Source organism: Brevibacillus laterosporus (assembly GCA_007833815.1).
Taxonomy (GTDB): Bacteria; Bacillota; Bacilli; order Brevibacillales; family Brevibacillaceae; genus Brevibacillus_B; species Brevibacillus_B laterosporus_D.
In genome coordinates, this window is sequence record CP033464.1 from 1,732,126 (window position 1) to 1,752,324 (window position 20,199).

The 20,199-nt window shown below is 40.7% G+C and carries 18 protein-coding genes; 12 read left to right on the forward strand and 6 right to left on the reverse strand.

Annotation, left to right across the window (positions count from 1 at the left end):
- The first annotated feature begins 136 nt into the window (after nt 1–136).
- Together EEL30_09825 and EEL30_09830 are read left to right on the forward strand one after the other, a co-directional pair.
- On the forward strand, nt 137–1,318 hold the full coding sequence (locus EEL30_09825) for a winged helix family transcriptional regulator (protein ID QDX92593.1): 1,182 nt from the start codon (nt 137–139) through the stop codon (nt 1,316–1,318).
- A gap of 70 nt (nt 1,319–1,388) precedes the next feature.
- Nucleotides 1,389–2,684: an MFS transporter gene (locus EEL30_09830; protein ID QDX92594.1), complete on the forward strand. Its 1,296-nt coding sequence runs from the start codon at nt 1,389–1,391 to the stop codon at nt 2,682–2,684.
- Between the two features lie 14 nt (nt 2,685–2,698).
- On the opposite strand, the gene EEL30_09835 is transcribed toward EEL30_09830, so the two are convergent.
- On the reverse strand, nt 2,699–4,498 hold the full coding sequence (locus EEL30_09835) for a PAS domain-containing protein (GenBank protein QDX92595.1): 1,800 nt from the start codon (nt 4,496–4,498) through the stop codon (nt 2,699–2,701).
- Nucleotides 4,499–4,758: 260 nt separating this feature from the next.
- On the opposite strand from EEL30_09835, the gene EEL30_09840 reads away from it, so the two are divergent.
- Together EEL30_09840 and EEL30_09845 are read left to right on the forward strand one after the other, a co-directional pair.
- Nucleotides 4,759–5,679, forward strand: coding sequence for a proline dehydrogenase (locus tag EEL30_09840; protein ID QDX92596.1), 921 nt, complete (start codon nt 4,759–4,761; stop codon nt 5,677–5,679).
- Nucleotides 5,680–6,189: 510 nt separating this feature from the next.
- Nucleotides 6,190–6,390: a hypothetical protein gene (locus tag EEL30_09845; GenBank protein ID QDX92597.1), complete on the forward strand. Its 201-nt coding sequence runs from the start codon at nt 6,190–6,192 to the stop codon at nt 6,388–6,390.
- A gap of 182 nt (nt 6,391–6,572) precedes the next feature.
- Here the strand turns inward: EEL30_09845 and EEL30_09850 are convergent, their stop codons facing one another.
- On the reverse strand, nt 6,573–7,079 hold the full coding sequence (locus EEL30_09850; protein ID QDX92598.1) for a GNAT family N-acetyltransferase: 507 nt from the start codon (nt 7,077–7,079) through the stop codon (nt 6,573–6,575).
- A gap of 1 nt (nt 7,080) precedes the next feature.
- Entirely contained in the window at nt 7,081–7,539 is a 459-nt protein-coding gene (locus tag EEL30_09855; protein ID QDX92599.1) for a DinB family protein, read from the reverse strand.
- Nucleotides 7,540–7,692: 153 nt separating this feature from the next.
- On the opposite strand from EEL30_09855, the gene EEL30_09860 reads away from it, so the two are divergent.
- The 7 genes from EEL30_09860 to EEL30_09890 all read left to right on the forward strand — a co-directional run bounded on the left by EEL30_09860 (nt 7,693) and on the right by EEL30_09890 (nt 14,594).
- Complete coding sequence (locus EEL30_09860) at nt 7,693–8,112, forward strand: acyl-CoA thioesterase (GenBank protein ID QDX92600.1); 420 nt, start codon at nt 7,693–7,695, stop codon at nt 8,110–8,112.
- Nucleotides 8,113–8,324: 212 nt separating this feature from the next.
- Nucleotides 8,325–9,698 (forward strand): DHA2 family efflux MFS transporter permease subunit, encoded by a 1,374-nt coding sequence (locus EEL30_09865; protein QDX92601.1) that lies wholly within the window; start codon nt 8,325–8,327, stop codon nt 9,696–9,698.
- Nucleotides 9,699–9,923: 225 nt separating this feature from the next.
- On the forward strand, nt 9,924–10,613 hold the full coding sequence (locus EEL30_09870; protein QDX92602.1) for an aspartate/glutamate racemase family protein: 690 nt from the start codon (nt 9,924–9,926) through the stop codon (nt 10,611–10,613).
- A 164-nt stretch (nt 10,614–10,777) separates the two neighbouring features.
- Nucleotides 10,778–11,977: an HlyD family efflux transporter periplasmic adaptor subunit gene (locus EEL30_09875; protein QDX92603.1), complete on the forward strand. Its 1,200-nt coding sequence runs from the start codon at nt 10,778–10,780 to the stop codon at nt 11,975–11,977.
- Nucleotides 11,974–12,762, forward strand: a complete 789-nt coding sequence (locus EEL30_09880; GenBank protein QDX92604.1) for an ABC transporter ATP-binding protein — start codon at nt 11,974–11,976, stop codon at nt 12,760–12,762. The genes EEL30_09875 and EEL30_09880 overlap by 4 nt, the downstream gene beginning before the upstream one ends.
- Nucleotides 12,759–13,898, forward strand: coding sequence for an ABC transporter permease (locus tag EEL30_09885; protein ID QDX92605.1), 1,140 nt, complete (start codon nt 12,759–12,761; stop codon nt 13,896–13,898). The genes EEL30_09880 and EEL30_09885 overlap by 4 nt, the downstream gene beginning before the upstream one ends.
- A 6-nt stretch (nt 13,899–13,904) precedes the next feature.
- Nucleotides 13,905–14,594 carry a TetR/AcrR family transcriptional regulator gene (locus EEL30_09890; GenBank protein QDX92606.1) on the forward strand — a complete coding sequence of 230 codons (690 nt, stop codon included), beginning with the start codon at nt 13,905–13,907 and terminating at the stop codon, nt 14,592–14,594.
- 106 nt (nt 14,595–14,700) lie between these two features.
- Here the strand turns inward: EEL30_09890 and EEL30_09895 are convergent, their stop codons facing one another.
- Both EEL30_09895 and EEL30_09900 read right to left on the reverse strand, forming a co-directional pair.
- Nucleotides 14,701–15,612: a DMT family transporter gene (locus tag EEL30_09895; protein ID QDX92607.1), complete on the reverse strand. Its 912-nt coding sequence runs from the start codon at nt 15,610–15,612 to the stop codon at nt 14,701–14,703.
- A gap of 240 nt (nt 15,613–15,852) precedes the next feature.
- Nucleotides 15,853–17,484, reverse strand: a complete 1,632-nt coding sequence (locus tag EEL30_09900; GenBank protein QDX92608.1) for a formate--tetrahydrofolate ligase — start codon at nt 17,482–17,484, stop codon at nt 15,853–15,855.
- A 343-nt stretch (nt 17,485–17,827) separates the two neighbouring features.
- On the opposite strand from EEL30_09900, the gene EEL30_09905 reads away from it, so the two are divergent.
- Nucleotides 17,828–18,187 (forward strand): GIY-YIG nuclease family protein, encoded by a 360-nt coding sequence (locus EEL30_09905; GenBank protein ID QDX92609.1) that lies wholly within the window; start codon nt 17,828–17,830, stop codon nt 18,185–18,187.
- Nucleotides 18,188–18,657: 470 nt separating this feature from the next.
- On the opposite strand, the gene EEL30_09910 is transcribed toward EEL30_09905, so the two are convergent.
- Nucleotides 18,658–20,196: an ABC transporter ATP-binding protein gene (locus tag EEL30_09910; GenBank protein QDX92610.1), complete on the reverse strand. Its 1,539-nt coding sequence runs from the start codon at nt 20,194–20,196 to the stop codon at nt 18,658–18,660.
- Between the last annotated feature and the right edge of the window lie 3 nt (nt 20,197–20,199).

Below are 20,199 nucleotides of genomic sequence, written 5' to 3' on the forward strand. Positions count from 1 at the left end.
CATAATAGGCTGGTACGAGTGGAAGATACCACAACCAAGCTTTGCAACAAGGTTATTTTTTTAGGCCTTGGTAGTGTCAGGAGATTAACCATTCCAAGTCTTTTTTTAACAAGAGGGATCGGCAAAGTACAGCTTATTGATTATAATAAATGAAACATTCCGTCTACTAGGGGCTGATTACTTGCTGTTCCATGATGATACTTTCACAGTAGAAATATTATCAGACTCTATCTCATTTTTACCAAAAGAATACGCTCTTTTGCAATTTTTATATCGAAATCAGAATCAAAGCTTTTCACGAGAACAACTCTTGGATCATGTCTGGCCTCGGGAAACCCCTATTGATCGAACAGTAGACGACCATATTTATCGTCTTAGAAAAAAGCTGGGGAAGTATGTTCACTTATATGAAATAGAAACAATTCGCGGTAGAGGCTATCGATTTTTTGTAAAGGAAAAGAGAATGAGAGTTACTTCGTTTGCCGAAAATCCCATGCTTCAGCAGAAAACCAGAGAGCTTTTACATACCTATCACTTTCTAGGATTGGGAGAACAGCTAGTTGCTACGATTACTCAACAACAAAAATGGGGTTTGCTAGTTGATGAAGATTACGAGTACCTTTCTTATTTTGCCAAAATAGATGTACAGCGATTGTTAGAAGGAAGTGAACAATCATTTCAACAACGTGCCTATTTTTTGCTACTTTTGTATATCAGTTTAACGAAAGACACAATGAAAGCCTTAGGTTTCTGTGAACAAGCATTACGCTCAGGGTATCTTCCCCCATTTCGACAAACCGAATTACCGATTAATCTGCTATCTTTCTATATAAAAACAAATCAAATAGAGAAGGCTTCGCAAAATTTGAAAAACTGCTGGAAAGTGGCGAGAGAGGAAGGGAATGAGTGGCTTTATTTCATACTCGTGATGGAAGAAGTAAATATTTATACAGACCAATCTGAATGGGTACGAGCAGAAAAAACCTTGAATGAGCTAGCAGATTTGTTACCTTATTTTCCAGGATTACGCGAGAGGGGACTGTGGCAAATTCAGAAGGGATTGCTTACTTCTATTAGCGGCAATGAGCGTGAGGGAACACTTAGTTGGACGAAAGGAGTAGAGGATCTACAGCGCTCTCAATTCCTACCTGCGCTTTTGATAGCTTTGCAATTCACCAGATACATGGGAACTAAGCAAGCGTCCTTGAAGACAGTTAGTAAATTGGCAGAACAATGGTGGAGCCAGCTACAGAACAAATTAGGCTGGGAGCAATACCTGGATCAAGTAGAGGCTCAGTTGGCTCAACACTATTCTTAAAAAATCTTCTTCTGATACTCCTCTGATAAACCAAGAATAACATGGTGAAGTATAAGAGGAGGCGAAGTGCTTGGAAATAAAACCAGGAAAAACAAGTTCGGTGTGGAAGAACCACACTTTTATGAAACTATTTTCAGCATACGGAATATCCAGCTTTGGTGGATGGTTTGACTACATTGCGATCTTAGCAATCGTGACATTTGAATGGAAATCTTCTCCGCTCTTAATTGCTTTGTTGCCAATTAGTTATGCCCTGCCAGGTATATTATTAGGACAAGTAGCAGGTGTATTAGCTGATCGTTGGGATAAACGAAAGGTAATGATCGTAAGCAACTTGTTGCGAGCCATGTTCACCTTCAGTCTTTTATTTGCTTCAGGGGTATGGATTCTATATGGCATCTTACTTATGAGGGCTGTATTGGAGGTGATTAATTTACCAGCAGAACAAGCCATGACGCGTCATGTTGTTAGTGATGACCAGCTATTGCAGGCAACCAGTCTTAATACGCTGGTTTTTCAATTAGCCAAAATCATTGGCCCACTTCTAGGAGCTTCTCTACTATCGGTTACCTCAAGTAAAATTTGTTTACTTGTGAATGGAAGCTGCCTGTTGATTGCTTGTTTTTTGCTAAGCTGGGTAGGCTCTGTAGAGAAAAAGAGTATGTGTGAGCCTAAAATACAAGATGCTAAATCAGAAACCAATCAGGAAACAAAAAAGCAACCATTCATTTATGCTTGGAAGGATGGGTGGAGCATCGTATTAGGAAACAAAGTGCTTCTAGTAAGTCTTTGCTTTATGCTGCTTGTTTCTATGACAATTCAGTTTGTTGATTCGCAAATGTCTGTGCTAATCAGGGAAGTAGCACCTCTTCACCCTGAATGGATGGGGTGGGGCATCGCGTTGTTTGGTTTAGGTGCAATTACGATGATAGGGCTTCTTCAGCGTTGGAAAGCAGTGACAAGGTATGGTCTAGCAATTGGAATGAGCGCTATGTTCATAGGCGGCTGCTTTTTTTGGCTGGGTAGTCTGGACGGAGGATTAAGTTTTGTATTTCTGATCCTCCCCTGTTTAATTGGAGGAGCTGGTACTGGACTCTGGTCGGTAACCTCTAATTATTTGTTTATGAATGAAGCACCAAAAGAGGCAGTGGGAAGGGTTATGGGTATCGTGCAATCCATGAGTAGCATAGTTTGGGTGATTGCTCCGTTGTTGGGAGGAGGCTTGGTGACCTTGGTGGGACCAAACCTCGCTTTCCAGCTCAGTGGTCTTGTGTTAACCCTTTTAGGGATAGGTGCTATTATGTTGCAGCGACGACTATGGCCTCAAAGAAAGCAGGAGTATGCACGAGACATAAATGTGTCTTAGAAAGGTTGCTACGTTTATTGGTTATTCGGCTCTTCTGCAAGTCCATACTTTCTCATTTTGTTATAAAGTGTGCCGCGTGACATTCCTAATAGTTGCGCGGCCGCTTTTTTATTTCCATATGTGCGTTCTAAGACTTGGATTATCTTTGTTTTTTCCACATCGCCTTCCCTTCCAAACCGAGGGGGAGCATATTCGTTGTGTACGCCATACGTGTCAGGCTTTGTCTGGTGAACAGCAACGGGAGAGACAGTGGACGTTACATACGTCGAGGACATCTCTGTCGATGATAAGAAGCTACCTGATTGAGTCTGTTTATCTACAGAGCGTTCATGAGCGATCTTTAATGCGGCAGGCAAATGTTCCCATGTAATGACTCCATTCTCCTGCAAAATAGATAAACGTTCGATGATGTTACGAAGCTGACGAATGTTTCCAGGCCAATGATAATCAATGAGTGCCTGCATCACATCTGGCATAATTCGAGGCACTGCTTGGTCGTTCGCGAGGGAGTATTCATGTAAAAAGATTGGTACCAATTCTAAAATATCTTCTGAACGTTCCCGCAACGAGGGTAGTTCAAGAGAAAAAACATTTAACCGATAATATAAATCCTCACGGAAACGTCCCTCTGCCACCATTTTCTCCAGATTTTTATTAGTAGCCGCAATGATTCGGGTATTCACGAAAATGGGTTCTGTTCCACCTACACGATAAAATTGTCGTTCCTGCAATGCACGTAGTAACTTAGCCTGCAATTCTAGTGGTAGTTCTCCAATCTCGTCCAAAAAGAGCGTGCCCTCATGAGCCAGCTCGATCTTGCCAGGTTTGCCTTTTCGTTCAGCTCCCGTAAAAGCTCCCCCTTGATATCCAAATAGCTCGCTTTCAAATAAGGCGGCTGGAATAGCTGCGCAGTTGATCGCTACAAAAGGTTTTTTACTACGTTTGCTTACTTGATGAATGGCTTGAGCAAATAGTTCCTTGCCCACACCGCTCTCTCCATATATGAGGACAGTAGCATCAGTTACTGCGACTTTCCGCGCCGTCTGCATAGCTGTTTGTAAAGCAGGCGAATACCCCTTTATTGGGAAAAATGGATCAGTAGGTGCTTGATAGCGTGTCATCTCTTGTTGCAAATTGTGCAGGTGCTCCGTCGTATGAGTTAATTCCTCATGCAGTTTGACTAATTCAGTAATGTCCTGCTCAATCGAGATGGCTCCAATAATCTCAGTTGATTGAGTGATAGGCGCAGAGTTAATTAACACGTGCTGATTAGGGCGCGGGATATGGTACAGCCTTTGGACGGCCGATCCTTCTGATAAAGCCACTTTTAGACGAATGGATTCACTCGCAAAATGGTTATCCAACGAGGTACCCACGACATTTTCCTTTTTAATTTGATACATCTCTTCTGCTGCCTGATTCCAGTAAACAACCTGATTGGAGGAGTCTACAATTGTAGTGGCCTCACTCATGGTCGCTAGCAATGTATGGAGGAGGGCTTCCTGATTGTTAGCCACTGTACCGATGATCTCAAATAACTGCTCAAAAGGTAGGAAGCCGATAGGGTGTCCATCAGGGGAATCCAGTACAAGCAGCTTTGTATGAAAAGATGAATCTCCTGATTGTGCAAGAAAGCTAGATACACACAAAAAAGCTTGCCAAAGTGTATGTGAACTAGGGATGGCGCAATATTCAGGCAAGTAAGAACGTGTTACTTCCTCCACGGCTCCGAGTTGGTTCTGTAAAAGCTCGGAGTCCGAGAGTGGCAACATGCATGCTGTTACTTTCATTTGTAAGGAAAAAAAGGATTTCATGAGATCACCTGTGTTGTTTGACATTAGAATGATAATTTCACAAAAAAGACACTCTTTAATCATTAGTGTACATGATTTTGAACAAAAGTGTACATAAATGTCAAAATACTATGTGTTTTCATACGATGGATCATCTGAAAGGTTAGAAATTGACGATTTCATGAGATTTTTTCTGATTTTGATAAGTTGGCATAATACTTGCTTTGACTATAATGCAGAAAGCAAATGTACAGGTAAAGTAGCTTGAGGGGGATGTAACGATGGAACAAATATTAAAGAACTTTTTCTTATTCCTTTCTAAAAACCAGGGATTAAATAAAGCCGCCAAAAAATGGGGACTTCGTTTTGGAGCCAGCCGTGTAGTCGCTGGAGAAACCATCGCAGAAGCTATTCGTGGTGTACGTGAACTGAATCAAAAAGGGCTGGTTTGCACGCTGGATCACCTTGGAGAATTCGTGTTTAGCGTGGAAGAAGCAAATGAATCAGCCGATTATTGTATCAAAACGATCGAAGCAATCTATGAGTCCAAAGTAGATTGTAATCTTTCGCTTAAAATGACGCAGTTAGGCTTGGACATTAGTCGTGACCTCTGTGTAAGCAACATGCGCCGTATTTTAGACACAGCGAAGCAGTGTGGAAATATTTTTGTTCGTATTGATATGGAGGATTATGCCCATAACCAAGTAACCTTGGAGATCCTACATGAACTGTTACAAGATTATGATAATGTAGGTACGGTTATCCAAGCTTATCTCTATAAATCAGAGAATGATGTAGAAGGTGTGAAGGACAAACAGGTCAATCTGCGTTTAGTAAAAGGTGCTTATAAAGAATCTCCAGATGTGGCTTACCCGGCGAAAACAGATGTCGATGAGAATTACAAAAAAATTATAAAGCAGCATCTTCAGAATGGTAATTATGCAGCAGTTGCAACACATGATGATTCTATTATTGAATACGTGAGGCAATTAGAGAAGGAGCTTGGAATTGCACGCGATCAATTTGAATTTCAAATGCTATATGGCATTCGTACTCAATCTCAACTAGATTTGGCGAAAGAGGGTTATAAAATGCGCGTGTATGTCCCATATGGTAATGATTGGTACGGATACTTCATGCGCCGTCTAGCGGAGCGTCCAGCCAATGTAGCTTTTGTAATTAAAGGAATGTTTAGCCGCTAAATTCTAGTCAGGTACATGATGTCGTAGGGATATAATTATTGAAGCCGAGGGATAGCATACACACAAAACGAACGTACTATCAACCTGTGTCTATGCTGGAGAACTCGGCTTGTTTTATTTTTCGTGTTGAAGTTGAATGACATACTAATCTAACTAACGTAGAAGGTGATTGGGTAGCTATTAATAAATACCAAAGGAGCGCGATTGATAAAATTGATCGCCCATAATTGGAGGCAATTTGTGCTCCCTACAGCAATAAAAAGGTTCTTGACGCAAAGGTGTGTGTGCCATTAGGAACCATTCCTCTCCCTTTTTAGATGAAGAGTGAAAATTCAGTTATTTTGTTTTCCTATGATACAAAAGCTTGTGGGGAAAAGGAATCAGAAGACGCACATAAAAATGTTCAGAAAAATTTTTTAAAACAAGCAAATTGAAGTTTTTTAAAGCAGGAAAAATGGGGTATGTATGTAGTATAATTATAATTATTCTAGTTGTGGGGAGAGAAACGAAATGGAGCTTACTGGTCAACGCTTGTTCGTATTATGGAGAACCTTTTCTCAACTTGATTTTCTGCGTCAAATTAGAGGACGTGACATTCCAGATAAGTCTGTGAATGAATTAATTAACAAAGTAAAAACCTTAGATGAAGTAGAAATTTTACCGATTGATACGGAACAATTAAGAGAAACGGTAATCAAACTTCGTAAATAAAATAAAAAAAACAGGCAAAAAACCGACTTCTCCTCTTAACGGATAAGTCGGTTTTTCAATGGTAGCTTACTTCTTGTTCTATCGTTCTACCTACACTCCAAACAGAATGAGATTACCCAGAAAATCACAGGAATCACTCATTTATTTGGTCAAATCGAGAATGTTGCATGCATAGATCTCCTTTACAAGAATTTCGCCATACACATAATCGGTTGCGTCAGTTTGCCTACAGAGGCAGTTACTTGTCGATACTGTTCGAAACCTAATCTCCCCCAAAAGTTTAGAGCGGATTGATTGGAGGCAATGACACCAATGTGTATAGTGTTTTTTTTCAATGAACGAAAGTATTCTTCTAGCATAAGATAGGCTTTTTTCCCGTAGCCTTTTCCTTGGTAGCTCGAATCTATTAACAACAAGCCAATCCAAGGTTTTTGATCGTTTGGATTTTCTATTAGGATATGAGAGATTCCAATTATCTTGCCTAAATGCCGAATGGCAAGCCAATGACCGGATGCATATTTGTTCGTGTCCGAATATTCTTGGTTTAGTTCAGCCAGAGTCAAGATAGGCTCTCCGTTTGTTATTACATTGTAGTTTGGATTGCTGTTATATATATCAACTGCGAGAGAAAGTTCCTGCTGTTCTAATGGATTGATGAGTAAGTCATCGTTAAGAAAAGTAAGGATCATATTAGGCTTGAGCTCCGTATTTTTTGATCCAGCCAATTTGACCAGCGTGATAGCCTTTGTGATAAATCAACATGCCAAAAGCATCACGTGGGGTTATGACACCAATACGAGATTCGACTGGTTGATCCCAGCTTTCTTCAGGCAATAATTCCATTGACTTTAGGACAAATTGACTGGCACGCTCGGTGTAATCCATCAAATCGTTCAGATTTGTCCAGACGCCTGTGTCTATGACTTTTCCTAGGGTGTATATGCCTTCCTCTTTGGTAGGTGTCTGGTTAAAAAACATCTGAGAAAAGGCATATTCCACCTCAGCTATATGTCTGATGAGAAAACCAATTGAGTTGGTAGCAGGGGGAATCTTCCACGATAGCTGCTCTTCATTGATTCCTTGCAATAAAGCTAGATATCGTTTCTGATGAGCGGAATGGTACTGCGGTAGTAATTCTTGTACAATCATAAGACACACCCTTTCTTAACATATGATGCATAAGCCTTGTCATTTATTATAGGGGAAAATTTTTGAAATTTCACGCAAGAAAAAAAGAAAAATGTTCACGTTCTATTAGAATCGTATATAATCAAAAAAAGGGAAAATAAGGAGGCTACAGACATGGCACATATCTTTGCCTTTACGGTTCGTTCTACCGAAGTAGATTTCATTGGTCATGTGAACAATGCCAAATATCTGGAATATATGGAATGGGCTCGCTTTGACTGGTTAATCACTGAAGGCTATACTATAGAAGAGCTACAGAAACGGCATATTTTCCCGGTTGTTGTGAATATGAATGTTAATTATCGTAGTGAACTAATCATGGGCGATGAGATTAGTATTCAAACAACCTTGGTTAATGTAGGCAAACGTAGCTTTGTGATCAAGCATGAATTGTATCATGAGAAAAAGGGCTTGGTCGCAGACGGCTTGGTTACGATGGTCATGATTGATCAGACGGAGCGTCGTGCTGTTGAACTACCTGACGAGTTGAAAGAGTTATTTCTTTCTGTACAGAAAGAAGAACTGATTCCCTAAGCGATTGCTTTTGTAAAAGAATGTACTCTTTTTGGGAATAATAATGCATGCTCCCTACCCTCCGCTAGCGGGGGGTTATTTCTTTTAATAAGGGAAAATGGAGGAGGAGAGGATTTAGAAAGAAAGGTTGACAATTCCTTTTTTGTAAAACATAATCAACTATTATGTATAGAAAATATGAATTTAAGTAGGAAGAAAAAAGGGGTACGAACATGGTACGTTCTAAAAAAAGCATTTTGACTGCCTTGATGGTAACAACATTTTTAACAGCCATTGATACGACGGTAGTCACAACAGCAATGCCTGCCATCGCAAATGATCTGGGTCAAACGACGCTCATTTCATGGGTTTTCTCCATTTATTTACTGACAACGGCTGTTACGACTCCTATTTATGGTAAGCTTGCCGATTTGTTTGGACGGAAAAAAATCTTCTTATTTGGTACGACAGTTTTTTTGATAGGTTCATTTTTATGCGGCTTGTCTAGCTCGATGACGCAGCTCATGCTGTACCGAGGTATTCAAGGATTGGGAGCGGGTGCTGTTCAACCTATCACAATGACAATTATTGGGGATTTGTATACGCAGGAAGAGCGCGCTAAATTGATGGGGTTATTTAGTGCCGTATGGGGAGTAGCAGCGATTGTAGGACCTGTAGTCGGTGGATTTTTTGTAGATTATGTAGCTTGGGAATGGATTTTTTATATTAATATTCCAATCGGACTTGTTAGTATTTTTATGATTTCAAAACACTTCCAAGAAGAGCTTACTCCGAAAAAGGTTCACATAGATTATTGGGGTGCGTTGTTCTTTACCGGTAGTTTGGTTACATTCTTGTACACGCTGTTAGCAGAGGGAGAGGGACAAGGAATCAACTTAAATACAACAACGATTTCCTTACTTATTGTCAGTTTCATTTTATTTTGTATCTTTATTGCTATTGAAAAGCGTACACCTGAACCGATGCTACCGTTACCCTTATTTAAACGACGCTTGATTGCAACTTCTCAAGTTATTTCTGCTTTGCATGGGGCTTTGTTAATTGGTGTATCGGTTTATATGCCAAATTGGCTTATCAACATTGTCGGACTATCCGCAACGCTTGCGGGAATCGTCGTTCTGCCATTATCTCTAGGCTGGCCATTAGCAGCTTCTGTAGGGGGACGTTACTACAGTCGTCTGGGGTATAAATGGTTGGTCGTGATTGGTGGATTTTTCTTTTTGGTTGGTCAACTATTACTATCGTTTCTCACACCAGCAACGTCCGTTTTCTATATCGGCTTCTTGATGTTTATTCTCGGTCTAGGATTCGGTCTTACTATGACTGCTATCACGATTGCGGTACAAAGCAGCGTCGGCTGGCGTCAGCGCGGTGTAGCGACTAGTTCAGTACAATTCATGAGAACTATGGGACAAACCGTTGGGATTACGATGTTCGGTGCCGTATTTAATATGTATTTGATGCAAGGACAAATGGAAACGGGATTGCTTAAGGTATTCCATGCCTTATTTGTAACGGCGATTATTGGGATATTTGTAACCATTCTGTTGCCGAAAAAAGCTGAGCAGGTGGAAGAAGGGCACTAATAGTAACAAGCAAGATCGACTGATAGGTGATTACAAGCCCCTAGCGATCTTGCTTTTTTTCTATGTAAACATACCGACTCTTTGGTACTGTTCAGATGCTCGTGTATTAGTTTTCATTCAACCCTGTATTTTGCTTTATCACATGTAAGATTATCTTGTTACTCTCACTACGTTCATGGTACGATGGGCAAAATCTATTAAACAGTGTAATAAGGAGGATACAGCATGAAAACAATCGGTCTGTTAGGTGGTATGAGCTGGGAATCTACTACTGAATATTACAAACACATCAATCAGATGGTGAATCAACGAGTCGGAGCACTTGCATCAGCTACATGTGTTGTATACTCCGTTAATTTTGAAGAGATTGTTCAGTGTCAAAAAGAAGGTCGCTGGGACGATGCCGCCAAGATATTGGGTGAAGCAGCAGAACGTATAGAGAAGGCGGGGGCTGATTGTCTGCTTGTTTGCACCAATACCATGCATAAGATTGCCAATCAAATATCTGCTCACAGCACATTACCCTTTTTACATATTGCAGATGCAACAGCAGAAAAAATTCGGGAGAAAAGGCTTCAAAAAGTAGGATTGTTAGGCACAAAGTTTACGATGGAGCAGGATTTCTTTATTGAAAAAATGAAAGAGCACGGCATTGAGATTATTGTACCAGCAGAGAAAGATCGCGATCTTGTTCATCAGGTTATTTTTGATGAGCTTTGCAAAGGGGTCATTACACAAGCATCACGACATGCCTACCAGCAAATTATGGATGGCTTGGTTAAGGCGGGAGCAGAGGGTATTATTCTTGGCTGTACGGAAATTACATTATTGGTTGACCCAAATGATGCAACTGTTCCACTGTTTGACACCACGCGGATACATGCGGCAAAAGCAGTTGATTTTGCGTTAGAATAAACATTTTTATTTTTATCAGAATGGTTTCTTCACTTGATTACTAGGCTCGAAGATATATTCGAGCCTAGTAATCTAAAAAATGTACTGACAGTTACAGAAAAAAGGCATATACTACACATAAAATGAGTGAGTACTCACTTTAAAAAGAAGAGGGTGTCGATCTGATGCGCAAACGTATTGGGTATGTTCTCCTATGTGTAGGTCTAGGCTTTTCATTAACAGCTTGCTCTGCAAATAAAGAGGAACAAGTCATGTCAGGGATGTTGGAAGCGGAAGAACTGCCTATCATTGCGGAGGTGAGTGGCAGTATCTTGAGCATTTCAGTAGCAGAGGGCGCTACGATCCAAAAGGGACAAATTTTGGCGCAAATAGATCCGAGAAGCTACGAATTAGCTGTTCTAGAAGCAGAGGCGGTCGTACAGCAAGCTACTGCGAAACTAGATGAAGCAAAAGCAGGAAATCGTAGTCAAACAGTGAAAAAAGGAGCTTCTACAGTTGCCTCCGCAGATGCTAATTTGTTCCTTGCCGAAACTCGCTCAAGACAAGCTACAACGAATGTAGCCCGCGTCGAAGAACAGGTAAAGCAGGTGGAGCAACAATTATCAGGGGCCAAGGATACACTTACTTTTGAACAAAGACGTCTGCAAGAATCGGAAGCACTCTTCAACAAAGGAGCCATCACGAAGCGGGAATATGATGTGCAAAAAGAAGTAGCAAATAAAGCGAAGGCACAGGTAGAGCAGTTGAACACACAAGTGGCTATGGTAAAAACACAAATAGCTACTGCGGTGGAGGACCAGGCTGCGGCTAGAGCGCAGATTGCTACTGCTCAGGCACAGCGAGAGGGTGCTTATGCCGATTTAGATTTACTACAAGAAGGTACTACCAACTATACACTTCGTAACTTGTTTGCAATAGAAAAGCAAGCTAAAACAAAATTAGCGAGTACCCAATTACAGAGAGAGAAAACAAAGCTTGTTGCACCAGCAGATGGCATCATTCTTCGAAAAAATGTGACGGAGGGAGAAGTGGCTAAGACAGGTGCAAGTTTATTTACAATGATGAAACAAAATCAACTAAAGGTAAAAGTGTTTATTCCGGAGGCCGAGATTGGCAAAGTGAAAGTGAATGATCAGGTAGCTATAAAAGTAGACGCGTATCCTGATGAGACTTTTGCAGGGCGAATTCATACAATCTCAGAAAAGGCTGAGTTTACTCCCAGAAATGTGCAAACCAAAAATGAACGTACGAAGCTAGTATTTGCGGTTACTATATACGCTGAGGAAGGGCTGGATCGTTTAAAACCGGGGATGCCAGCAGATGTGCTGATGGCAAGTGTGAGTAAAGAGGTGAAAAAACCATGACCCCTCATACATTTGCCATTCATTGCAAGCAATTGACCAAGCGGTTTAAAGATCGAGTTGCAGTTAATCAGTTGTCTATCTCCATTAAGAAAGGCTCCATTTATGGATTTTTGGGACCAAACGGATCAGGTAAATCAACGACAATCCGCATGCTGTGCGGTCTGTTAACTCCATCTTCGGGGACAGGGGAGGTTCTTGGTTATGACGTAATGACCCAAAGTGAAGAGATTAAGCAACGGATCGGGTATATGTCACAAAGGTTTAGCTTGTATGAAGATTTAACGGTGGATGAAAATCTAGAATTTTATGCAGGGATTTATGGAATCAAAGGAGACCGAAAAAAACAACGAAAACAAGAACTGATAGAAATGGCGGGATTAGCTGGCAGGGAAAAACAGTTAGCAGGTTCTTTATCGGGTGGTTGGAAACAACGTCTGGCTCTCTCATGTGCATTATTACATGAGCCGGAATTGTTGATATTAGATGAACCTACTGCTGGCGTGGACCCAGTATCGCGGCGGATATTCTGGGAGGTTATCCATGAGTTGGCGGAACAGGGTATTACCATTTTGGTAACCACTCACTATATGGATGAAGCTCAGACATGTGATTGGATTGGATTTATCTTTTTTGGCAACTTACTGGCTCAGGGCACACCACAACAGCTGATGGAGGAGCTAGGTGAAGACAATTTGGAGGATGTGTTTATCCAGCTAGTAAAACAAGAAGAAGATAGGCTAGCAGTTAGTTCTAATAATGAAGAGGAAGCGAGGGATCGTCGATGAAACGTTTCTCGCTAAACAGATATTGGGCGATCGTAAAAAAAGAAATTATTCAGATTAGGCGAGATAAAGCCAGCTTTGCCATTGCGCTTGGGATGCCTATTATGATGATTTTTCTATTTGGGTATGCGATGAATACTGACGTTTCCCATTTGAAGACTGTCATTTGGGATCAAAGTCATTCAGCAGAAAGCCGTGAAATCATAGCTAACCTAGAGAATACAGAAATCTATCAAGTGAATTCTTATGCTAACAGCTATCAGGAACTGGAAACAGTGATAGACAAAGGTGAAGCCGATGTGGCAGTTGTCATTCCACCAGATTACGCCAATAAACGTGATAACAATGAAGCAGTTTCCATTCAAATGCTAATCAACGGATCTGATCCAAACGTTGCTCGTACAGCGTACACCAATGCCATTCTGATCGTGCAAAATAAAGCGATGAACATTCAGGAGCAACTATTGCAAAAACAGGGTATGGGCAAAATGGAGTTACCACTTCAGTTGGAAACACGAGTCTTGTTTAACCCCAATATGGAGAGTATTGTGTTTAATATTCCAGGTTTAATTGGGCTCATTATGCAAAACGTCATCATGATTTTAACAGCGTTCTCTATGGTCAGGGAAAAAGAACGCGGAACGATGGAGCAATTAATCGTCACTCCGATCCAAACACTGGAACTATTACTAGGCAAAATAACTCCCTACATCTTTATAGGTCTGTTTTCTTTTACGATCGTCTTGTCGTTAGGGGTGTTTTGGTTTGGGGTACCAGTCAAAGGCAGTTTTTTACTTTTAGTCTGTCTCTCTTTGCTATTTTTGATCGCTACACTTACTCTTGGCATCATGATTTCTACCATCTCCAAGACGCAATTGCAGGCGATGCAGCTTTCGTTTGCTTTTATTTTACCTAGTGTGCTGTTATCTGGGTTTATGTTTCCTCGAGATACGATGCCGCTCGTGATACAATGGATTGGATCGATTGTCCCACTAACCTATTTTTTGGAAATATTGAGGGGCATTTTCTTAAAAGGAATTGGCTTAGAAGCATTATGGATGAATGTGATGGGGTTACTCGTATTTTTTATGCTCATTATCAGCATTGCGATGCTACGGTTTCGGAAAAGAATGGATTAATGTTGGATGAGGAGGGAAACGTTCTTGGAACAACAGTCATTTGATGAGGTATTGCAAGTCTTTTTGGAAGAGAATAAAACGGATGATCAAATGACGGAGAAACAACGCAGCATTATGCAAGCAGCGGTCAAGTTATTTGCCTCCAAAGGTTTTCATGCAAGCTCCACAGCGGAAATCGCCAAAGAAGCAGGAGTAGCGGAAGGCACGATCTTTCGTCATTATAAATCAAAAAAAGATATCTTAATTGCTGTCGTAGCACCGATCATTATCAAGTTTGCTAAACCCTATATTTTTAAAGATGTTTATAAAATAGTGGGGAATGGAGCTGAAAAACCGATTGCCGAATTATTAACGGAGCTCATTAAGAATCGGTTTGAGTTGCTGGAGATGAATCAGAAGACCTTTCGAATTTTGCTTCAGGAAGCTTTTTTTCATGAAGAATTACGTGAGGTTTTGTTGCAATCGATTGTCAGAGAACTAAAAGGTTTTGCTAAAATCGCTGTGGAACAGCGTATTGCTACAGGAGAATTGCGAGATTTACCACCAGAAATCGTGGTGCGCGTTTTAATCGCAAGCGTAGCAAGCATTTTGTTATTTAAGAACACAATTGATCCAGAAGAATATCGTTTGCATAGCGACGAAGAGCATATAAGGTATACGTTAGATATTTTGTTAAACGGGTTGCTTCCACGCTAATCGGAAGTAAAGATTTAAAAAATAGACCTCCCTTAATCCAGAAAATCGGGGAGGTCTGTTCTGCACTTAGTTATTTGAAGGGGCATCCGCGTTCTATCTATGAGCCTTATCTATCTTGCTTGGGCATATTTTTTCCCAAAGACAAAGTTGTATCTCGAAAGCGAGCGAATAAAAAACAACCAAGAATGACAATCAAGCTTCCGCATACCTGTAGCCAGGTCATCTGTTCGTTTAACAACAATAAGGCTAAGATCGCTGTAAAAACTGGATTAAAATTAAGAAACATCCCCGCAGTGGTGCCACCAAGCTGTTTAACCCCCATGTTCCATAGCACCATGCTAATAACGGTTGCAAAAACACTGATATACAATATGCCCCAGATAAACTCAGCATTAAAATTAGTTATAGTGAAGCTGCTGAGATTAAAGGGCAACAGCATCATGACTCCAAAGAATCCAGAGTACAAAGTGGACATCAATGGAGAGACATCACGCATGGCCCATCTACCTGCCACGGAATAAAGCCCCCATGTAGCAACAGCTGCTAGCATCCAAAGGTCTCCCACATTAAAGCGAAGTGACAACAGAGTATGCCAATCTCCTTTTGAAAGTACCAGTAGCACACCTGTAAAACAAAGAATCATAGAGCCTATCTGCAAGAACTTCATTTTCTCACGCAATAAAAGAAATGAAAAAATAGCAATTGATATTGGATTAAGTGTAGAGAGTAAGCCTACATTAGTGGCAGCAGTGTGTTCTAAGGCCCAAAACATAAATAAATTAAAAGAGACAACGCCAGTTGCTCCCATCAGAATAAGCGGCACGATAGCTCTCCGAGGAGGTAGCAGACGTTTCTCCGCTAGGTACACCATAGGAATTAATACGACCACGGCAATCATATAGCGTAAATTGGTTAAGGTCATTGATGAAGCATGATTCACCAAAAATTTACCCACTACAAAATTGCCACTCCATAGAAAACTTGTGAAAAGTAACAGAGCGACATATATAGGTTTCATCTGTGTAATCTCCTTTTATCTAGACTCCTATCTTGATGGTCTTTATGATAACACAGAGCTTGGTGCTGGACACAGAGTAAAACCCTCTCCTACATGCAGGAGAGGATTTGTATAAGGGATTACAAGTTAGTAATCAAGTGTGGCTTATAACAGGTACATTTACTCGTATGTCTCCAATTATCTGTCTGAGTGTAGGCAAGTATGTAAGGAATTTCTTTATCCACCGAAGCCATCCTAAAACTACATCAGTCCAGTTACTTGTCCGTTCTTGTCTAGACGAATATGCTGAGCGGCAGGTACTTTTGGCAAACCTGGCATGGTCAATACATTTCCTGTAAGAACAACGATAAATCCAGCTCCGGCGGAAAGACGAATTTCACTTACATTCACTACGAAATCCGTAGGAGCTCCTAATAAGTTCGCTTGATCTGAGAAAGAATAAGGAGTTTTAGCCATGCAAACAGGTAAGTCAGAAAAGCCTAATTCTTCAATTTTACGTAATGTCTGTAAGGCCGTTGGTGAGAAAGCGACATCAGAGCCACGATAGATTTCTCCCACAATCGTCTTGATTTTATCTGTTATGGGTTTGTTTAATTCATACAATGGCTTATATTCAGAAGGGATTCCCTCCAGTACGCTGACGAGCTTCTCAGCTAGTTCCACACCACCAGCGCCACCATCTGCCCATACATTGGATACTGCCGCTTCTACACCGAGAGTTTGACATTTCTCTTTGACAAAAGCGATCTCCTCAGGTAAATCGGTTGCAAAATGATTAATCGCTACCACCACAGGTACACCAAATTTTTGCAAGTTCTCAATGTGACGTTGTACGTTCGAGAAGCCAGCTTCCAGAGCAGAAAGGTTGGCAGCCTGCAATTCGTCTTTTTTTACACCACCGTTATGTTTGAGAGCTTTTACAGTGACGACCAAAACAGCCGCTTGCGGTGTAAGCCCTGCTTTCCTACATTTGATGTCAAAGAATTTCTCAGCACCAAGATCTGCCCCAAACCCAGCTTCTGTCACTACATAATCGGCAAGTTTTAGAGCTAGTTTCGTGCCAATTACGCTACTGCAACCGTGAGCGATATTGGCAAAAGGTCCACCATGCACTATGACGGGAGTTCCTTCAATAGTTTGTACTAAGTTGGGCTTGATCGCTTCTTTTAAAAGAACGGTCATAGCGTCAATAGCTTCTAGTTGTTTAGCTGTGACTGGCTGATCATCCATGTCATAACCGACGATGATTCTACCTAGGCGCTCTTTTAAATCTTCCAAACCTTCGCTTAAACAAAGGATAGCCATGATCTCAGATGCTGTAGTAATCATGAAGCCATCTTCACGAACGACACCATTCGCATCACCTAGTCCAACTACAATGTGGCGCAGTGAACGATCGTTCATATCGAGTGCCCGTTTCCAGACGATTTTGCTCGGGTTAAGGCGAAGGGAATTATGTTGAAAAAGGTGATTATCAATAAGGGCAGACAACAGATTATGAGCTGCTGTAATGGCATGAATATCACCTGTGAAATGCAGATTGATTTCTTCTGCTGGTAATATCTGAGCATTGCCACTCCCTGTAGCTCCGCCTTTCATACCCATGCAAGGACCTAGCGAGGGTTCACGTAATGCGGCAATCGTTTTTTTACCGATATGATTCAGTGCTTGAGAGAGTCCGATAGTCGTTAGTGTTTTGCCCTCTCCAGCTGGTGTAGGATTCATGGCAGTTACCAACACTAATTTACCATCTGGTTGATCCTTTCGTTTTTCCCATGTGTCTAATGAGAGCTTGGCTTTGTATTTCCCATAAAATTCCAAATCATCTTCTGTAATACCTACGTGTTTTGCAACTTCCACAATCGGCTTCATATGCTACCTCCTGTTACGTTAGGTGATATTCTGTCCATCCATACCATTATATCTCCTACATGTTAAGGGGAAAACGAAAATTACAGCTAGAAAGGCGGGAAAATGTTTTTTGTCTTCACCACTACCAATCCGGGGAACGGTCAACATGTAAAACAACAATAAGCTTGTGAAGAGGACGAAGGGTAATAAAGCTATAAAATGGAATAAAGAAATCGGGATTTATATTTAAGTATAGACAAAAAGGATTATTGTCTATTATTATATAAACAAATAAAAATAACGTTTAGTTTTATTGGCTGTATAGTCCCGAGAAGACAATCTTACAACAGAAAGGAAAATCACAATGTCTACGAACAGGAAAGCGGAATTAAAACGACAATACAAAGAAACAAAACGAGTAGGTGGGGTGTATCAAATTAAAAACATCCGTAACCAAAAGGTATTTGTAGGAAGTACCCTCAATCTAAAGATGATGAACGGTCGGTTATTTCAATTAAAAACTGGTTCTCATCAAAACAAACAGCTACAACAGGAATGGAATGAATATGGGGAGGAAGCTTTTATTTTTGAAGTTTTGGAAGAGCTAAAAGAAAAGACAGAGGGGTATTTTGACCCTGCGGATGAACTAAGCAAGATGCACGAAAAGTGGTTGGTAAAGTTACAACCGTATGGAGAGGCCGGTTATCATAGCTTGGCTCAATAAGTAAATAATTGAACCTCTCATGGCTAAAGCCACGAGATTCCTGCGCTATCACATCCAACGAAGTGAGAATTAGCAGGCTATCCCCGTAGTCCCTACGGTTATTGAAAAAAAGTGTACGTTGGACTCTTCTCTCTGACCTACTGCTTGGTTTTCGCTTTTCGGTCAGAGAGGACGAAGGTGCTTGAATGTTTTACGCCACAAAGCATTCCTTATGGCAACCCCATACATTCCGTTTTCAATGAGCAATCTGTACAAGATTAGTATACCTGTTCTTGTTAGTTATTCAAAGAAGTAGTCGGTCAATTAACGTGTCAGAAGACACGCTTTGTCCGAAGCCGAGAACTTTCATGATTAAAATGGCCAATCCTTGTGTAGTGTAATGACTTGATAATATCAAATGATTGGGAATGCTGTAATAAACAACGAAAAAGGTTTCAACGGAGTTCAAACTCCTGTTGAAACCTTTTATTTTACTTTTGACACCAATCCTGTACTTGCCACACTTGCGTTACCCATTCTTCATAAAAGGCAGGTTCATGAGAAACAAGTAGTATTGTTCCTTTATATTGCTTGAGTGCTTCTTTAAACGCTTGTTTTGAGCCAACATCTAAATGATTTGTAGGTTCATCTAAGACAAGTACGTTGCTGTTTGTTAACATGAGCTCGCATAACCGGACCTTGGCTTGTTCTCCACCGCTCAATGAGCAGAGTGGTTGCCTGATATGTTGTTCATTTAGACCAGACCTTGCTAGCTCCTGTCTAATTTCTTTTTGTGTCAAATCAGGTCGTAATGACCATACTTGCTCAAGGGGTGTCTGATTCGAAGCAAATCCTTCCTGTGAAAAATAGGCTGGCTTTACTCGTTCCCCAACTTGTACAATACCCCGTAACGGTTGCAAATGTCCCAGTAGTGTTTTTAGCATGGTGGATTTTCCAATGCCGTTATGGCCTACGATTGCAATTTTTTCACCGCGTTTTACTTGTAAATCAATCGGCCCCAATAAAGGTTCTGTATAGCCAATTTGAATATGAGTTGCCTCCAAAATTTGGTTGACTGGTTCCAAATGAACATGAAATATAAAGCGTGGCTTTGACGCAGAGGTTGGTTTGCCAACGCGGGTGATCCTTTCTAGTGCTTTCTCACGACTCTTTGCTTGTTTGGCTTTACGAACTCGATTCTTATCAATGAAATTCTCTAACCTGATAATTTCTCTTTGTTGTCTTTCATATGTCTCTTGTAGTTGTTGCCTACTTTGCTCATAGCCTTTTACGAAATTCTCATAGTTACCCGTATACCGTTTGATTGTCTGATGTTCTAAATGATAAATGGTAGTTGTTATTTGATTTAGAAACCTTTCATTATGTGAGACTACAAGATAGGCATGCTCATAGCTTTTCAAATAGTTGATGAGCCATTCTATATGCACATCATCAAGATAGTTTGTTGGTTCATCAAGTAATAAAACATGTGGTTCTTCTAATAAAAGCTTTCCTAACAATAGTTTTGTTCGTTGGCCACCGCTTAGCTTTTCGACATCACGATCCATACCAAGTTCTAAAATGCCTAATCCGGAAGCAATTTCTTCTATTTTAGCTTCTATATGATAAAAATCAGAGTGATCTAGAATACTTTGCAACTCACCATAGCGTACTAGCAATTGTTCAAGGTGATTACCCGAACTAGCCATTTGCTCTGTTATTTGCAGCATCATTTTTTCTGTCTCATACAAATAAGCAAAAGCGCCTTGCAAGTATTGCATAATGGTTGTACCAGCCTGTAAATCAATATGTTGCTGTAAGTAACCGACATTTAGATGGGAAAACCATTCGATTTTTCCTGCATCGGGAAGAAGTTCGCCTGCTAAAATGCGTAGGAGTGTTGATTTTCCTGCTCCATTACTTCCAACAAGACCAGCGTGTTCCCCTCGAAGTAATCGGAAACCTATATTTTGAAAAATTATTTTATCTCCATACATATGCGTAACATTTTCAACTGTTAACATACTCATTCC

Excerpts from the sequence above, each read along its gene's own strand:
- EEL30_09835 (QDX92595.1), bottom strand. The coding sequence starts at position 4,498 with ATGAAATCCTTTTTTTCCTTACAAATGAAAGTAACAGCATGCATGTTG.
- EEL30_09840 (QDX92596.1), top strand. The coding sequence starts at position 4,759 with ATGGAACAAATATTAAAGAACTTTTTCTTATTCCTTTCTAAAAACCAG.
- EEL30_09845 (QDX92597.1), top strand. The coding sequence starts at position 6,190 with ATGGAGCTTACTGGTCAACGCTTGTTCGTATTATGGAGAACCTTTTCT.
- EEL30_09850 (QDX92598.1), bottom strand. The coding sequence starts at position 7,079 with ATGATCCTTACTTTTCTTAACGATGACTTACTCATCAATCCATTAGAA.
- EEL30_09855 (QDX92599.1), bottom strand. The coding sequence starts at position 7,539 with ATGATTGTACAAGAATTACTACCGCAGTACCATTCCGCTCATCAGAAA.
- EEL30_09860 (QDX92600.1), top strand. The coding sequence starts at position 7,693 with ATGGCACATATCTTTGCCTTTACGGTTCGTTCTACCGAAGTAGATTTC.
- EEL30_09865 (QDX92601.1), top strand. The coding sequence starts at position 8,325 with ATGGTACGTTCTAAAAAAAGCATTTTGACTGCCTTGATGGTAACAACA.
- EEL30_09870 (QDX92602.1), top strand. The coding sequence starts at position 9,924 with ATGAAAACAATCGGTCTGTTAGGTGGTATGAGCTGGGAATCTACTACT.
- EEL30_09875 (QDX92603.1), top strand. The coding sequence starts at position 10,778 with ATGCGCAAACGTATTGGGTATGTTCTCCTATGTGTAGGTCTAGGCTTT.
- EEL30_09880 (QDX92604.1), top strand. The coding sequence starts at position 11,974 with ATGACCCCTCATACATTTGCCATTCATTGCAAGCAATTGACCAAGCGG.
- EEL30_09885 (QDX92605.1), top strand. The coding sequence starts at position 12,759 with ATGAAACGTTTCTCGCTAAACAGATATTGGGCGATCGTAAAAAAAGAA.
- EEL30_09890 (QDX92606.1), top strand. The coding sequence starts at position 13,905 with ATGAGGAGGGAAACGTTCTTGGAACAACAGTCATTTGATGAGGTATTG.
- EEL30_09895 (QDX92607.1), bottom strand. The coding sequence starts at position 15,612 with ATGAAACCTATATATGTCGCTCTGTTACTTTTCACAAGTTTTCTATGG.
- EEL30_09900 (QDX92608.1), bottom strand. The coding sequence starts at position 17,484 with ATGAAGCCGATTGTGGAAGTTGCAAAACACGTAGGTATTACAGAAGAT.
- EEL30_09905 (QDX92609.1), top strand. The coding sequence starts at position 17,828 with ATGTCTACGAACAGGAAAGCGGAATTAAAACGACAATACAAAGAAACA.
- EEL30_09910 (QDX92610.1), bottom strand. The coding sequence starts at position 20,196 with ATGAGTATGTTAACAGTTGAAAATGTTACGCATATGTATGGAGATAAA.